The organism is Streptomyces sp. NPDC059008 (genome assembly GCF_042749045.1).
Classification (GTDB): Bacteria; Actinomycetota; Actinomycetes; order Streptomycetales; family Streptomycetaceae; genus Streptomyces.
On sequence record NZ_JBHYJC010000010.1, the window covers coordinates 158,218 to 172,405 of the forward strand.

14 protein-coding genes are annotated in these 14,188 nt (G+C 74.2%); 9 read left to right on the plus strand and 5 right to left on the minus strand.

Annotated features, from left to right (window positions below; genetic code table 11):
* The first annotated feature begins 55 nt into the window (after positions 1–55).
* The 4 genes from ACFWZH_RS15630 (at position 56) to ACFWZH_RS15645 (ending at position 4,843) form a co-directional block, all read left to right on the plus strand.
* Positions 56–1,297 (plus strand): acyl-CoA dehydrogenase family protein, encoded by a 1,242-nt coding sequence (locus tag ACFWZH_RS15630; protein ID WP_384430070.1) that lies wholly within the window; start codon positions 56–58, stop codon positions 1,295–1,297.
* Positions 1,294–2,364, plus strand: coding sequence for a Zn-dependent alcohol dehydrogenase (locus tag ACFWZH_RS15635; protein WP_384430073.1), 1,071 nt, complete (start codon positions 1,294–1,296; stop codon positions 2,362–2,364). The genes ACFWZH_RS15630 and ACFWZH_RS15635 overlap by 4 nt, the downstream gene beginning before the upstream one ends.
* A 110-nt stretch (positions 2,365–2,474) precedes the next feature.
* Positions 2,475–3,815 carry an MFS transporter gene (locus ACFWZH_RS15640; RefSeq protein ID WP_384430076.1) on the plus strand — a complete coding sequence of 447 codons (1,341 nt, stop codon included), beginning with the start codon at positions 2,475–2,477 and terminating at the stop codon, positions 3,813–3,815.
* Positions 3,816–3,916: 101 nt separating this feature from the next.
* Complete coding sequence (locus tag ACFWZH_RS15645) at positions 3,917–4,843, plus strand: hypothetical protein (protein WP_384430078.1); 927 nt, start codon at positions 3,917–3,919, stop codon at positions 4,841–4,843.
* 13 nt (positions 4,844–4,856) lie between these two features.
* On the opposite strand, the gene ACFWZH_RS15650 is transcribed toward ACFWZH_RS15645, so the two are convergent.
* Positions 4,857–5,465, minus strand: coding sequence for a flavin reductase family protein (locus ACFWZH_RS15650; RefSeq protein WP_384430241.1), 609 nt, complete (start codon positions 5,463–5,465; stop codon positions 4,857–4,859).
* 221 nt (positions 5,466–5,686) lie between these two features.
* Between ACFWZH_RS15650 and ACFWZH_RS15655 the strand changes: the two genes are divergently transcribed.
* Together ACFWZH_RS15655 and ACFWZH_RS15660 are read left to right on the plus strand one after the other, a co-directional pair.
* Positions 5,687–6,265: an RNA polymerase sigma factor gene (locus ACFWZH_RS15655; RefSeq protein WP_384430081.1), complete on the plus strand. Its 579-nt coding sequence runs from the start codon at positions 5,687–5,689 to the stop codon at positions 6,263–6,265.
* Positions 6,262–6,924, plus strand: a complete 663-nt coding sequence (locus ACFWZH_RS15660; protein ID WP_384430084.1) for a hypothetical protein — start codon at positions 6,262–6,264, stop codon at positions 6,922–6,924. Before ACFWZH_RS15655 ends, ACFWZH_RS15660 begins: the two co-directional genes overlap by 4 nt.
* A gap of 23 nt (positions 6,925–6,947) precedes the next feature.
* Here ACFWZH_RS15660 and ACFWZH_RS15665 read toward each other — a convergent pair whose 3' ends face one another.
* Positions 6,948–7,826 (minus strand): enoyl-CoA hydratase/isomerase family protein, encoded by an 879-nt coding sequence (locus ACFWZH_RS15665; RefSeq protein WP_384430086.1) that lies wholly within the window; start codon positions 7,824–7,826, stop codon positions 6,948–6,950.
* 109 nt (positions 7,827–7,935) lie between these two features.
* A complete protein-coding gene (locus ACFWZH_RS15670; RefSeq protein WP_384430089.1) occupies positions 7,936–10,194 on the minus strand; it encodes an acetate--CoA ligase family protein in 2,259 nt (752 codons plus the stop codon).
* A 223-nt stretch (positions 10,195–10,417) separates the two neighbouring features.
* Here ACFWZH_RS15670 and ACFWZH_RS15675 point away from each other — a divergent pair, with 223 nt between their 5' ends.
* The 3 genes from ACFWZH_RS15675 (at position 10,418) to ACFWZH_RS15685 (ending at position 11,949) form a co-directional block, all read left to right on the plus strand.
* Positions 10,418–10,870, plus strand: a complete 453-nt coding sequence (locus ACFWZH_RS15675) for a DoxX family membrane protein (protein ID WP_384430092.1) — start codon at positions 10,418–10,420, stop codon at positions 10,868–10,870.
* 83 nt (positions 10,871–10,953) lie between these two features.
* Entirely contained in the window at positions 10,954–11,376 is a 423-nt protein-coding gene (locus ACFWZH_RS15680) for a Zn-ribbon domain-containing OB-fold protein (protein ID WP_384430244.1), read from the plus strand.
* 84 nt (positions 11,377–11,460) lie between these two features.
* Positions 11,461–11,949, plus strand: a complete 489-nt coding sequence (locus ACFWZH_RS15685; RefSeq protein WP_384430095.1) for a GNAT family N-acetyltransferase — start codon at positions 11,461–11,463, stop codon at positions 11,947–11,949.
* Positions 11,950–12,006: 57 nt separating this feature from the next.
* Here the strand turns inward: ACFWZH_RS15685 and ACFWZH_RS15690 are convergent, their stop codons facing one another.
* Positions 12,007–12,744, minus strand: a complete 738-nt coding sequence (locus ACFWZH_RS15690; protein ID WP_384430098.1) for a pyridoxal 5'-phosphate synthase — start codon at positions 12,742–12,744, stop codon at positions 12,007–12,009.
* Position 12,745: 1 nt separating this feature from the next.
* On the minus strand, positions 12,746–14,128 hold the full coding sequence (locus tag ACFWZH_RS15695; RefSeq protein WP_384430101.1) for an FAD-dependent monooxygenase: 1,383 nt from the start codon (positions 14,126–14,128) through the stop codon (positions 12,746–12,748).
* Positions 14,129–14,188: the final 60 nt, after the last annotated feature.

The window sequence follows — 14,188 nt, forward strand, 5'->3', positions numbered from 1 at the left end:
GGCCGACCCGTGTTGCCGGGTGGCGGGACGGGGCTTTCGACGTCGGGAGGTCGGCGTGGACTTTGAGTTCGGGCGGGCGGACGAGGAATTCCGGGCCGAGGCCCGCGCCTGGCTGGCGGGGCATCTCGTGGGGCCCTACGAGACGCTGGCGGGGCGGGGCGGCCCCGGCAGCGAGCACGAGGCACCCGCGGCGCGCCGCGCGTGGGAGCGGGAGCTCGGGGCCGGCGGATGGATCGGCATCGGGTGGGACCGCACCCACGGTTCCTACGGCAACCGGGCGGCGAGCCTGACGCAGCAGGTGGTGTGGGCCGAGGAGTACGCGCGGGCCGCGGCGCCCGGGCGGGTGGGCCACATCGGGGAGAACCTCCTGGCGCCGACGCTGCTCGCCTGCGGCGACGAGGCGCAGCGGCGGCGGTTCCTGCCGGCCGTCGCCCGCGGCGAGGAGCTGTGGTGCCAGGGCTACAGCGAGCCGGAGGCGGGGTCGGATTTGGCGGGGGTGCGCACGGCGGCGGTCCGGGACGGGGCCGCGTACCGGGTCAGCGGGCAGAAGATCTGGACGTCGCTGGCCGGGGAGGCCGACTGGTGCTTCGTGCTGGCGCGGACGGACCCGGGTGAGCGGCGGCACCGGGGGCTGTCGTTCCTGCTGGTGCCGATGGACCAGCCGGGGCGCGTCGAGGTGCGGCCGATCCGGCAGATGTCGGGGACGGCGGAGTTCAACGAGGTGTTCTTCGACGGGGCGGTGGCACGGGCCGAGCACGTCGTCGGCGGGGAAGGGGCCGGCTGGCGGGTGGCGATGGGGCTGCTGGCGCTGGAGCGCGGGGTCGCCACGCTCGTCCAGCAGATCGGGTTCGCCGCGGAGCTGGCCGAGGTGATCGCGGCCGCGGTCCGCTGCGGGACGCTGGCGGACCCGGTGCTGCGCGCTCAACTCGTCGCGCAGTGGGCGGAGTTGAGGGTCATGCGGTGGAACGCGCTGCGGACCCTGGGCGCGGCCGGGGACGCGGGCGCGCCGAGCGTGGCGAAGCTGCTGTGGGGCGGCTGGCACCGGCGGCTCGGGGAGCTGGCGATGCGGGTGCAGGGTGCCGCGGCCGCGCGGGGACCGGTCGACTGGAGCGCGCGGGCGCCGTACGAACTGGACCCGTTGCAGCGGCTGTTCCTGTTCACCCGGGCCGACACGATCTACGGCGGCTCGGACGAGATCCAGCGCAACATCATCGCCGAGCGCGTGCTCGGCCTGCCCAGAGTGGAGCGGTCGATGACCAGAGTGGAGCGGGCAATGACCAGGGCGGAGCGGGCATGAGGGGCGTCATATTCGACGGCGAGCGGCCCCGGGTCGTGGACGATCTGCAGGTGCGTGATCCCGGGCCGGGCGAGGTGCTGGTCGGCATCCGGGCGGCCGGACTGTGCCACAGCGATCTGTCGGTGGTCGACGGGACGATCCCCTTCCCGGTGCCGGTGGTGCTGGGGCACGAGGGAGCGGGCGTGGTGGAGGCCGTGGGCGCGGGCGTCGGGCATGTGGTGCCCGGCGACCATGTCGCGCTGTCGACGCTGGCCAACTGCGGGGCGTGCGCGGAGTGCGATCGCGGGCGGCCGACGATGTGCCGCCAGGCGATCGGGATGCCCCGCAAGCCGTTTCGGCGGGGCGGCACCGAGCTGTTCAGCTTCGCGTCGAACTCGGCGTTCGCGGAGCGCACGGTCGTCAAGGCGGTCCAGGCGGTGAAGATCGCCGAGGACGTTCCGCCGACGTCGGCCGCGCTGATCGGATGCGGGGTGCTGACGGGCGTCGGGGCGGTGCTGAACCGGGCCAGGGTGGACCGCGGGGAGTCGGTCGTGGTGATCGGGGCGGGCGGGATCGGCCTCAATGTGCTGCAGGGGGCACGGATCGCGGGGGCGTCGGTGATCGTGGCGGTGGACGCCAACCCGGCGAAGGAGGCGGTGGCGCGGCAGTTCGGGGCGACGCACTTCGTCGATGCCTCGGCGGTGGCGGACGCCGTCACGGCGGTGAAGGAGATCCTGCCGGCCGGCGCCGACCACGCCTTCGAGTGCGTGGGCAGCACCCGGCTGATCCGGCAGGCGATCGATCTGCTCGACCGGCACGGCCAGGCGGTGCTGCTCGGTGTGCCCCCGGCCTCGGCGGAGGCCTCGTTCCTGGTGTCGTCGATGTATCTGGACAAGTCGATCCTGGGCTGCCGGTACGGGTCGTCGCGACCCCAGCGGGACATCGCGCTGTACGCCCGGCTCTACCGCGAAGGGCGGCTGCTGCTCGACGAGTTGGTGACCCGGACGTATCCGGTGGAGGACTTCGCGAAGGCGGCGGAGGACGCGCAGCGCGGCCGGGTGGCGCGGGCGGTGCTGACGTTCGACTAGGGGGTGTCGCCCGGCCTCCGGGCCACGTGCGGCAGCCCCTGGCCCGATCCTGGCGAACCCTGGCCTTCTGGCCACTCGTTCGTACGGATGATCCGGCCGAAGCTGCTCCGGTGACCCAGACACCTGAACTCCCCCTCCGGGCGGCCGGCTCCCGCGAGGGGGGTGCCCCCGCACCCGCCCCCGCGCGGCGCCGGCGGCCGCACCGCGCCTGGTCCGTCGCCGCCGTCACCTTCCTCACCATCATCGGCGCGGCCGGTTTCGCCTCCCTCCCCGGCCTGCTGATCGACCCGCTGCACGAGGAGTTCCACTGGTCGCGCGCCACCATCGGCTTCGCGGTGTCGGTGAACCTCGCGCTGTACGGGCTGACCGCGCCGTTCGCCGCCGCCCTGATGGACCGGTTCGGTATCCGGCGGGTGGTCGCGGCCGCCCTGGCGGTGATCGCGACCGGCGCCGGCCTGACTGTCTTCATGACGGCGAGCTGGCAACTGGTGCTCCTGTGGGGCGTGCTGGTCGGCCTGGGCAGCGGCTCGATGGCGCTGGCCTTCGCCGCCACGGTCACCGGCCGCTGGTTCACCGAGCGGCGCGGGCTGGTCACCGGCATCCTCACCGCGGGCGGCGCCTCCGGCCAGCTGGTCTTCCTTCCGCTGCTGGCCTGGATCGTCGACCGGTACGACTGGTGGCCGGCCGCGGTGACCGTCGCGGTCGCCGCGCTCGCCGTCGTCCCCCTGGTGTGGCTGCTGCTGCGCGACCACCCGGCGGACGTCGGTCTCGCGCCCTACGGGGCGACGGAGTTCGTGCCCAAGCCGCCGCCGCAGCGGGGCGCGGCCCGGCGGGCGCTGCGGGCACTGGTCACGGCGGCGGGCACCGGCCCGTTCTGGCTGCTCGCGGGCACCTTCGCGATCTGCGGCGCCACCACGAACGGCCTGGTCAAGACCCATTTCGTGCCGGCGGCCCACGATCACGGCATGCCGACGACGGCGGCCGCCTCGCTGCTCGCCGTGATCGGCGTCTTCGACATCGCCGGAACCATCGCCTCCGGCTGGTTCACCGACCGCTTCGACACCCGCCGGCTGCTGGCCGTCTACTACGCGCTGCGCGGGCTGTCCCTGATGTTCCTGCCGCTGCTGCTGTCCGACACGGTCCATCCGCCGATGGTCTTCTTCATCGTCTTCTACGGCCTGGACTGGGTGGCCACCGTCCCGCCGACCATCGCCCTGTGCCGCGAGCACTACGGCGAGGACGGCGCGATCGTGTTCGGCTGGGTCCTCGCAGCCCACCAGGTCGGCGCCGCCCTGATCGCCTTCCTGGGCGGCCTCGTCCGCGACGTCTTCGGCACCTACAACCCCCTCTGGTACGCCTCGGGCGCCCTGTGCGCCCTCGCGGCCCTGATGGCCCTGGTCATCCGGCGGCGGGGGGAGGTGGCGGGGCAGGCGCGGCCGGCCGTGGCGTAGGCCCCGGTGTCAGGGTGCATTTCCGGCCACTGGATGATCCCCGTGGGATGCGTCGGACGCGTAAGGGGCGTGCGGCGTGCGAGTGCGGACGGAGACGGGCGATGGCGATGACCTGGGACGGGGCGGGAGGGGCCCGGACGGCAGGGGGCGGCGGGTCGCTCCGCGACGTCTGGAGCGGCCGGGCCCTGGTGGTCTCGATGGCGGCGCTGTTCGCCGAGGCGGCCTGCGCGACGGCCGGGCTGGTGCTGTACGGCTTCACCCTGGAGGCGCCGGTCGGCAATCTGTTCCTGGCCGCGTTCCTGGCCCCGGTCGCCCTCGTCCTCGGCGCGCTCCCCGGCTTGGTCCTGACGGCCACTCTGGTGCTGCCCACGCTGACGCTGGCGCGGTGGGCGGCGCGCCGGACCGGGCGGCAGGGGCGGACGGGGTGGTGGTGGACGGTGGCTGCCGCGCCCGTTTCGGCGGCCGCGGCGACCCTCGCGCACGGGGTGCTCCTCGCGCTGCTCACCCGCTCCGTGGGGCCGCCGGCGTTCTATCTGGCGTGCTGGGCGGCGCTGGCCACGGCCGCCGTACCCGCCGCCCTGGTGGCCGACATCGCCACCAGGGGCACCGGGGCCCGGCGCACCGTACGGCTGACCGTCGTCGTCGCGGGCGGCGGTCTGCTGACCGCTTTCGCGCTGGGGTGCCTGGGCGTGGCCGGCATGGCGACCGGGCTGCTGCCGGCGTACGAGCCGCCGCGGCTGGGCCGGGCCGAGCTGGTGGGCGTCTGGAAGGACGACGGCGGCGGCACTCTCGTCCTGCGCTCCGACGGGGTGGCGTCGGCCCAGCGCATGAGCCGGCCGAAGGACCGCTGCGCGGGCGTCGGCACATGGGAGCTGGAGCGGTTCATGGGCAAGGAGGAACTGCGGGTGGACGTCGCCGGCGACTGCCGGGGGCAGTGGTACATCGGCGGTACCGAGGAGCGGCCCACCCTCTACTACTTCCTGGGCGACCCCGACGCATGGCACCGGCACGTGCTGACGCGGAAGTGACCGGGCCGGGCACTCAGGGGCTGAAGTGCCCGAACCCGCCCCGGTGGAAGAGGAGCGGACCGGCTTCGGCCGCGTCGGGGTCCGTGCCGAGGGCTTCGACGCGGCCGACGACGATCAGGTGGTCGCCGCCGGTGTGCACCGCGTGGATCGTGCAGTCGATCCAGGCGGGGACGCCCGCGAGCCGGGGCGAGCCGGTCGCGGGGGCCGGCCCGTAGGGGACACCGGCGAACTTGTCGGCGCCGCTGACCGCGAAGGCGCGGCACAGCCCGCCCTGGCCGGCGCCGAGGACGTTGACGCAGAACACCCCGGCGCGGGCGATCCGCGGCCAGGTCGTCGACGTACGCGCCACCATGAACGTCACCAGCGGCGGGTCCAGGGAGAGGGAGGCGAAGGACTGGCAGGCGAAGCCGGCCGGGCCGGGCTCCGAGGGGGCGGTGACGACCGTGACGCCGCTGGCGAAGTGCCCCAGCACGGAGCGGAATTCGGCCGCGTCCAGCGGGGCGCGCTCGTCCTCGCGTACGGCGCGCAGCGCGGGCCGCGGGTGGGGTGCGGCGGGCGCGGGCGAGGGGGCCGTGGTCGGTGCGCCGACGGAGCGCAGATACCGCACGGCCGTGGCCGCCATTCCAGCGTGTCCCATCATGCCTTCATTGAATCTGATGGAGCGTCAGTTGTGAAGGCGGAGGCGGCGACGGCCACCCGGACGTGTGGTTTGCCGAGCGGTCGGGGCGATCTTCGGTGGATTCGCGGGAGATTGGGTAGCGGAATGCTGAATGTGCGTCGCCCGCATGGGTAGCGTCCACCTCGGCCGCGTCCGTAGCCGAGCACGGGGGAGAGTTCCGGTACATGGCCGATGCGACACCGTCGTCAGCTTCGTCTGCCGCGTCACCCACCTTCGACGAGGTCTTCTGCGGGCTGCTGCCCCGCCTCTACCGAAGAGCGGTGATGCTGGCCGGTTCCCGACAGTCAGCGGAGGACGTGGTGCATGAGGCCTACCTCAGACTCGCCGCCCGCCCGCACCGCTTCCTCGCCCATCCGGAGCCGTACGCCTACGCCTTCACCGCCGTGTTGAACGTCGCCCGCGACGCCTACCGCAAGGACCGGCGGCAGGTGCTGGTCGACGGTCTGGAGGGGGTGGAGGAGGCGGGGGCGGACGGCGCCGCGGCCGGAACCGGTGCGTCCGGCGGCTGGGACGGCGGGGTGGAGCGGCGGCACGCCGAGATCGAAGCGGTGCGCCTGTTGGGGCGGTTGTCGCACCGTCAGGCCGGCATCGTCATCCTCGTCGACCTCGACGGCTACACCATCGACCAGGCCGCCAAGATCATGAAGGTGCATCGCGGTACCGCCGCCCGGCATCGCGCCCGCGCCCTGGACAGGCTGCGCGCCTACCTCGTTGAATCGGAGCACGGGCAGGCCGGGAGGTGAGCGGCACGGTGGGTGTGGGGCCACGGTTCGACGGCGGCGTCGGCGGTGCGGGCGGCGGCCCGGGCCCCGGCGGCGGCCGGGGCGACGGCGCAGGCGACGACGCGGAGGCGCTGCTGCGCGCCCGGCTGCGGCTGGCGGACGAGCAGATCGAGACACCGCCGGGCCTGTGGAACCGCATCCAGGAGACCGGCCGCGAACCGTCGCCCGCCGTGGTCGCGCTGCCCCGCCGACGCCCCTACGCGGTCGCGCTGGTGGTGGCCGCGGCGGTGGCCGCGGTGGCGCTGGGGGTGTGGTGGCTGGTGCGCCCCGGGCCGGTCGACCTGCGGCCGGCGGGGCCGCCCCGAACGGTGAAGATCACGGTCCACAACAGCGAGAAGGCCTGCCGGACGGGCCGCCTGATGGAGTGCGCGCTACGGCTGGCCAGGGACCCGTACGCCCCCTACGCGGCGCGCGACAACTCCGCCGGCCGGGTCTGGCACGGCGACGACCTGGCCGCCCGCTGCGTCGTCACCGACGGCCGCATGGTCCGCGACGAAGCCGGCATCACCTCCACCCGCTGGTATCGGGTCACCAGCGGGCAGGGGGCGCAGGGGTGGCTGCCGGGGGTGCGCACGCGCAACACGCGTGAGGTGCCGGTGTGCCCGGCGGAGGTGAGGTAGGCCCGGCGTGCTCCCGGCGGGCGTCACCGGCCCCGGTAGGACGGGCCGCGCCGCTCCACGAAGGCGGCGACGCCTTCCTGGGCGTCCGCCGTCGTCATGGTGATCTCCTGGGCGGCGGCCTCGGCGGCGAACGACGCGGCCCGGTCGGTCTCGAAGGAGGCGTTGACCAGCTGCTTGGTCAGGGACAGCGCCCGGGTCGGGCCGGCCGCCAGCCGCTCGGCCCACTCCCGGGCCGTCTTCGCCAGCTCGCCGTCCGCGACGACCCGGTTCACCAGCCCCAGCCGCTCCGCCTCGGCGGCCGGCACGGCGTCCCCGAAGAACATCAGCTCCTTGGCGCGTTGCGGGCCGATCAGCCGCGGCAGGAGGTAGGCGCCGCCGCCGTCCGGGACCAGTCCGCGCCGGACGAACACCTCGATGAAACGGGCCGATTCGGCCGCCAGCACCAGGTCGCAGGCGAACGCGAGGTGGGCGCCGATCCCGGCCGCGGTGCCGTTGACCGCAGCGATCACCGGCTTCTCGCAGTCCAGCACCGCACCGATGAACCGCTGGGCGCCGCGTCGGATCATCCGGGCGACGTCGCCGGCGACCCGTTCGCCCGCGGGCGCCGAGCCGCGCAGATCCGCGCCGGCGCAGAAGCCCTTGCCGGTCGCGGTGATCACGACGGCCCGTACGTCCGGGTCGGCCGAGGCGTCGGCGAGCCGGCCGATGATGCGTTCGCGCTGGTCCCAGGTGAGGGCGTTGAGGGCTTCGGGGCGGTTGAGGGTGATCCACGAGACGCCGTTGTCAGTGGCGTGCAGTACCCATGAGTCGACGGGGTCGGCGGTGCGGCCGACGGGTCCGTCGTCGCCGCCGGCGGCCGGCCCGGCGGGGGGAGGGGAAGCGGGGGAGGGGGAGGACGTCATGGGGGAGCGGCTCCAAAGGCTGCGGTCGGGATGCTTACGGCTGTCGGGCGTGCGGCTGCTCGGGCGGTCGGCGGTGCGGGCGGCGGTGCGCGGACCGGGGCGGGCGCGGTCAGTGGCAGACGGCGAGCGCGTCGAGGGCCACCGCGCCCTGCCCGCGTGGCAGGACCACCAGCGGGTTGATGTCCAACTCGGCCAGCTCGCCGGCCGTTTCGAGGGCCATCCGCTGCACCCGCAGCACGACCTCGACGAGCGCGTCGATGTCCGCGGGCGGTGCGCCGCGCACGCCGTCCAGCAGGGCGCGGCCGCGCAGTTCGCCGAGCATCGCGCGGGCCTGGTCCTCCCCGAAGGGCGGCACGCCCACCGCGACGTCCCGCAGCACCTCCACGAGCACGCCGCCCAGGCCGACGGTCACGGTCGGCCCGAAGAGGCTGTCGTGGGTGACGCCGACGACCATCTCGACGCCGCGCTCGATCATCTGGCAGACCAGCACACCGTCCAGCGGGAGGTCCTCGTAGCGGGCGATGTCGGTCAGCTCGCGGTAGGCGTCGCGGACCTGGCTGGCCGAGGTCAGCGCGACCTTGACCAGACCGAGTTCGCTCTTGTGCGCCAGCTGCGGCCCGGAGGCCTTCATCACGACGGGGTAGCCGACCAGGCTCGCCGCCCGTACGGCCGCCGCCGCGCTGGTCACCAGCTGCTCGCGCGGGACCCGGATGCCGTAGGCGCGCAGCAGCTGCTTCGCCGCGTGTTCGCTGAGCTGCTGGCCCGGGCGCATCAGTGCCTGCGCCTTGCGCGCGGAGGGGGACACCGCGCGCGGCGCGTCGTCGAAGGGGGAGCGGTAGGAGGCGGCGAAGCGGTGGTGGTCGAGGTAGGCGCGGACGGCCGTGATGCAGTTGGCGAAGGTGCGGAAGGTCGCCACCCGCGAGGAGCCGAGCAGGGTGCTGCGGTAGGCGTCCTCCGTGCCCACCGGCGAGCCCCACACCACACACACCAGCTTGTCCGTCCGCTCCGCCGCGTCCACGAGGTCCTGGGCGAGCCGGTCGCTCATCGGCGGGAAGGGGCCGGTGATCGGGCAGATCAGTACGCCGACGGACGGGTCGGCCAGGATCGCGTCGATGATCTTGCGGCCGCGCCAGTCGCCCACGGGGTGCCCGCCGTTGTCGATCGGATTGGCGACGTTGAGGTAGTCCGGTATCCACTGGTGCAGTTCGGCCTGCTTGGCGGCGTCCAGGGTGGGCAGCCGCAGCCCCGCCGCGGTCGCCAGGTCGGAGAAGTGGGCGCCGGTGCCGCCGGAGATCGAATAGACGGCGATGCCCTCGGCGGCCGGCTTCCTGGCGCGCGCCAGCAGCGCCGCGGTGTCCTGCAGCTCGTCCAGCCCGTCGACCCGGATCACGCCGAACTGCCGCATCGCGGCGTCCACGACCTCGTCCGCGCCGGTGAGTTTGCCGGTGTGCGAGGCGGCCGTCCGGGCGCCGGTCTCGGTGCGGCCGACCTTGACGGCGACGACCGGGACCTTGTTGCGGGCCGCGCGGTCGGCGGCGAGCAGGAAGCTGCGCCCGTCCTTGAGGCCTTCCACGTATGCGGCGATGGCGCCGACCTCGGGACGGGTGGCGAAGTAGGAGAGGAAGTCGGCGGTCTCCAGATCGGCCTCGTTGCCGGTGGGGGCCCAGTGGGAGAGGCGGATGCCCAGTTCCTGGAGCGTGAAGACGGGCCGCCCCTGGTGGCCCGACTGGGTGATCAGGGCGATGGCCGGGCCGTCGAGGTCCGCGCGGAACTCCTCGAAGGCGTTGAGGTTGGTGTTCGGGCCGAGCAGCCGCAGCCCGGAGCGTTCGACGGCCTCGGCGAGCCGGGCCTGGGCGGCCGCGCCCCGCTCTCCGGTCTCGGCGAAGCCGGAGGCGAAGGCCACCGCGAACTTCACCTTGGCCTCGGCGAGTTGCTCGATGAGCGGCAGCGGATCGCCGACCAGCAGTACGGCGAGGTCGACGGGTTCGGGCAGCGCGGCGACGGAGGCGCAGCAGGGCCGCCCGAAGACCTGCGTCCGCCCCGGATTGACGGGGTGGAGCCGGGCGCCGACCCGCTCCGCCCAGGCGATCAGCTGGCGGGTGATGCCGGTGTTGGGGCGGCCTTCGGTGTCCGAGGCGCCGATCACGGCCACCGACTCGGGTCGGAAGAACCGGTCCAGGTCGGGCACCGGAGCGTGCAGCGGACGGCCGCTGACATCCCGGTCGACCGCGGCCCCGGTGTCCGGCCCGTCGCCGCCGCGATGCGGTGCGCTCGTGCCGTGGACGGTGTGTGGTGGTTGCTCCCCACAGGCCACGACGCGGGCCGGCCGGGAGTGCGTGGTGAGGCTGCCGTGAGTCGATCCAAGCATCGCAGACGCCCGCTCCTGTGTGACGGCTCTCAGTTACCTGGTGGTATCGGCTGCATTACCTGACAGTTAGTCAGGTTACTGAACTGACGCTGCGTCAGGAATGGGGCTGCGCGGGAAAGCTCGGGCGGTCGCGGCGCCGGGCCGGATCGCGTGGGACCCCTTGCGCGGGCGCGGCCCATGGGCTGAACTGACGTACCGTCAGAATTGGGGAGGGGTGTGCGGGATGCAGACGATCTGGCTCGGCGGGGCGGAGTGGCTGGCCGTGCTCCGCATCGGCCTCGGCCTGTGGTGGCTGGAGAGCTGGCGCCACAAGGACAAGAAGGGCTGGTTCGAGCGCGGTACGGGCATCGCCTGGGCGGCGGAGGTGGCCGGCAAGCACCGCTGGAGTGCGGTGCGCACCGGCTTCGACAAGGTCGTACGGCCCCGCCCCAAGGCGATGGCGTATGTCGTGGTCTACGCCGAGCTGGCGCTGGGGCTCGGCCTCGTCCTCGGCTTCCTCACGCCGGTCGCGCTGGTGGGCGGCCTGGTGCTCAACCTGCTCTACCTGGTGCTGATGATCCATGACTGGGCCGAGCAGGGACAGAACGCGATGATGGCCCTGATCTCCCTCGTCGCCCTGTTCGGCATGGGCTGGCAGACCTGGTCGCTCGACGCGGCCGTGGGGGTGTTCCCGTGACGGCCGGTGCCGGTGGGAGTGCGGCGGAGGCGGGTGCGCGCGGCGCCGGGCGGGACGCGGCGCACGGCGCGGCGAGGTTCGATCTGCCGGAGGTGGACGCCTTCACCCGGCCCTACTGGGAGGCGGCGGCCGAGGGACGGCTGCTGCTGCGGCGCTGCCGGGCCGAGGGGTGCGGTGCGGCCCACCACTACCCGCGCGAGTTCTGTCCGTACTGCTGGAGCGAGGACGTCGACTGGGAGCCGGCCGGCGGGCGCGCCACGCTCTACACCTGGTCCGTCGTGCACCGCAACGACCTCCCGCCGTTCGGCGACCGGGTGCCGTACGTCGCGGCCGTGGTCGATCTGGCCGAGGGGCCGCGGATGATGACCGAGATCGTCGACTGCCGGGAGGCGGAGCTGCGGATGGGGATGCCGCTCCTGGTGCGGTTCCGTCGGGTGGGGGCGGCTGCCGGGGACGGCGCCGGTGCGGCCGGCGGTCTCGCCGTGCCCGTCTTCCGTCCCGTGTGACCCCGGCCGGGCCCGCAGCGGGGCCCGGCGGGGCCGGGACGAATCCGGTGGCGGCCCGGCCGGGGGCCGCGTCATGCTGGGGCCATGCTGATCCGTGAGGCGACCGCGGCCGACTGGCCCGCCATCTGGCCCTTCCTCCACACCATCGTGGCGGCCGGCGAGACCTACACCTACCCGCGCGACCTCGACGAGGCGACGGGCCGGGAGATGTGGCTGCTGGAGCCGCCCGGCCGCACGGTCGTCGCCGTCGACGACTCCGGGACGGTACTGGGCACGGCCAAGATGAACCCCAACCACATGGGCGGCTCCTCACACATCGCCAGCGCCAGCTTCATGGTCGATCCGCGGTACGGCGGACGCGGCGTCGGGCGGGCGCTGGGGGAGCACGTACTGGCCTGGGCCCGCGCCGAGGGCTATCGGGCGATGCAGTTCAACGCTGTCGTGGAGACCAACACCGGCGCCGTCGCCCTCTGGAAGTCCCTGGGCTTCGAGATCATGGCCACCCTCCCCGAGGGCTTCTGGCACCCCACCAAGGGGTATGTGGGGCTGCACATCATGTATCGGCGCCTGTGAGGTGACCACGGGGGGAGGGGTGTACAAGGAGCGGAGGCAAGCGCTCTCGGCGCGACGTTACGGCCAGAGCAGCTCCTTGGCCCAACGACCACCCTCGTAGCGGTAGTTGAGGCGTACGTGCCGGCGCCGTGCGTCGCCCTGGAAGAACTCGACCTCCTCGGGGTGCAGCACGTACAGCGTCCAGCTGGGCACCGCCGCGTCCGGTTCCCGCTGGGCACGCTCCCAGGCGGCCTCCGAGGCGCAGGCCAGCTCCTCGACCGAGCCCAGCACCTCGCTCTGCCGGCCGACCAGCGCCGCGGCCAGCGCCCCCGTGGAGCGGCGGTGCAGATCGGCCGCGCTCTCCTCGGGCCCCGCCTCGGTCACCGGCCCGCTGACCCGCACTTGACGGCCGACCGCCGGCCAGTAGAAGCCGAGCGCCGCCCGCGGCCGGGCCGCCAGTTCGCGGCCCTTGCGGCTGCCGCGGTGCGAGGCGAAGTGCCAGCCGCGCTCATCGGCGTCGTGCAGCATCAGGGTCCGTACGGAGGGGGCGCCGGCCGCGTCCGCGGTGGCCAGGGTCATCGTGTGCGGCTCGGGCTGGCCCGCTTCGGCGGCCTCCCGCAGCCACTGCCGGAACAGCGGCAGCGGCTCGTCCGGTGCCCCCGCCGGGTCGAACGCGGGCAGTTCGCAGTCCCAGACCCGCAGCCCGCGCAGCAGCTCGCGGAACGCGCGGGCGGCGGCGTCCGCCTCGCCGACGGGGGCCGCGGGGTCGGCGGGGACGGCGTCCGCTGTGTCCTCGTGCGCGGGGTGATCGCTCATGCTAGGCAGCGTACGTGCGGTCCGCGGCGGCCGGTACGGGATCGGCCGCCGCCCGTGCCGGAACCCGCCCCCGGCCGGGCAGCGGATGGTCCTTGAGCGTGATCGCACGGGCGCCCCGCTGCACATCCTCCGCGATCTTCCTCGCCACGACGTTCTTCCACGGCATGTACGGCAGGATCCGCAGCATCAGATGCCGGAGGCGGATCTGCCCCCGGGTGTCCGCCGTCATCTCCCTCGCGAACTTCCGCGCGAGCGCGTGATTGACCGCGACATAGCCGCGCATCTCCCGCTCGTAGCGCGCGAAGGCCGCCTCCGGGTCCCCTCCGGCCGCCAGCTCCCCGGCCAGCACGTACGCGCCGACCAGCGCCATCCCCGTGCCCTGCCCCGACGCCGGCGAGGCGCAGTGCGCGGCATCGCCGAGCAGCACCACCCGCCCGCGCGACCAGCGGTCCATCTCGACCAGCTGCAGCCCGTCGAAGTAGAGGTCGTCCGCCTCGCGGGCCGCTTCCAGGAGCCGTGGGACCTGCCAGCCGACGCCCTCGAACGCGCCCTGGAGCAGCGCCAGTTGCGCGGTGCGGTCGCGGTGGTCGTAGGTCAGGCGGGGCGAGCGGAAGACCAGCAGACCGGTGGCCCGCGGATCGCCGGCGGAGCTGTAGGCGCAGATCAGCCTGCCGGGTACGGCGTGGTACAACTCCTCGCGGTCCAGGCCGAGTGCGTTCGGCATGGAGAAGGCCGAGATATACGCGCCGAGGTGCCGTACGAACCGCTCCTCCGGGCCGAAGGCCAGGCGCCGGACGGTCGAGTGCAGGCCGTCGGCGCCGACGACGAGGTCGAAGCGGCGCGGGGCGCCGTGCTCGAAGGTGACGTCGACGCCTTCCGGCGCGGTGTCCGCGTGGTCGGCCGGGCGCGGTGCGCCGGAGGTGCTCGCGGCCGGGGGCGCGACGGGGGTGAGCGAGGTGATCGAGTCGCCGAAGAGGTACTCGACGTCGGAGCGGGTGCGCTCGTAGAGGATGCGGGCCAGTTCGCCGCGCATGATCTCGTCGTCGCGATCGACCCGCGCGCCGAAGATGTCGGCCGGGAGGGTGGCGATCCGCTTGCCGGCGTCGTCCACGTACGCGCCGGTCTGCATGTCCGTACTGGCGCGCCGGATGTCCTCCAGGATGCCCATCCGCTCGACGACCTCGATCGCGGCGCCCCGGATGTCGACCTTGTAGCCGCCGGTCCGCAGTGCGGGGGCGCGCTCGACGACGGTCACCGCGAAGCCGTGGCGGTGCAGCCAGTAGGCGAGCGCCGGGCCGGCGATGCTCGCGCCGGAGATCAGCACGGTGCGGGGCGCGGTGCGGGGGCGGGCGCTGATGCGGGCGTGCGGGGCGGTTCCGGGCATGGCGGGGTCCCTTCGGGTGTGGGGCGGGTGGTGCTGGGGGGCGGGCTGCGTCGCGCGTCG

Bases quoted from the DNA above. Each gene is read 5' to 3' on its own strand.
- ACFWZH_RS15635 (WP_384430073.1), top strand. From the start codon at position 1,294: ATGAGGGGCGTCATATTCGACGGCGAGCGGCCCCGGGTCGTGGACGAT.
- ACFWZH_RS15645 (WP_384430078.1), top strand. From the start codon at position 3,917: ATGGCGATGACCTGGGACGGGGCGGGAGGGGCCCGGACGGCAGGGGGC.
- ACFWZH_RS15650 (WP_384430241.1), bottom strand. From the start codon at position 5,465: ATGGCGGCCACGGCCGTGCGGTATCTGCGCTCCGTCGGCGCACCGACC.
- ACFWZH_RS15655 (WP_384430081.1), top strand. From the start codon at position 5,687: ATGGCCGATGCGACACCGTCGTCAGCTTCGTCTGCCGCGTCACCCACC.
- ACFWZH_RS15665 (WP_384430086.1), bottom strand. From the start codon at position 7,826: ATGACGTCCTCCCCCTCCCCCGCTTCCCCTCCCCCCGCCGGGCCGGCC.
- ACFWZH_RS15670 (WP_384430089.1), bottom strand. From the start codon at position 10,194: ATGCTTGGATCGACTCACGGCAGCCTCACCACGCACTCCCGGCCGGCC.
- ACFWZH_RS15675 (WP_384430092.1), top strand. From the start codon at position 10,418: ATGCAGACGATCTGGCTCGGCGGGGCGGAGTGGCTGGCCGTGCTCCGC.
- ACFWZH_RS15685 (WP_384430095.1), top strand. From the start codon at position 11,461: ATGCTGATCCGTGAGGCGACCGCGGCCGACTGGCCCGCCATCTGGCCC.
- ACFWZH_RS15690 (WP_384430098.1), bottom strand. From the start codon at position 12,744: ATGAGCGATCACCCCGCGCACGAGGACACAGCGGACGCCGTCCCCGCC.
- ACFWZH_RS15695 (WP_384430101.1), bottom strand. From the start codon at position 14,128: ATGCCCGGAACCGCCCCGCACGCCCGCATCAGCGCCCGCCCCCGCACC.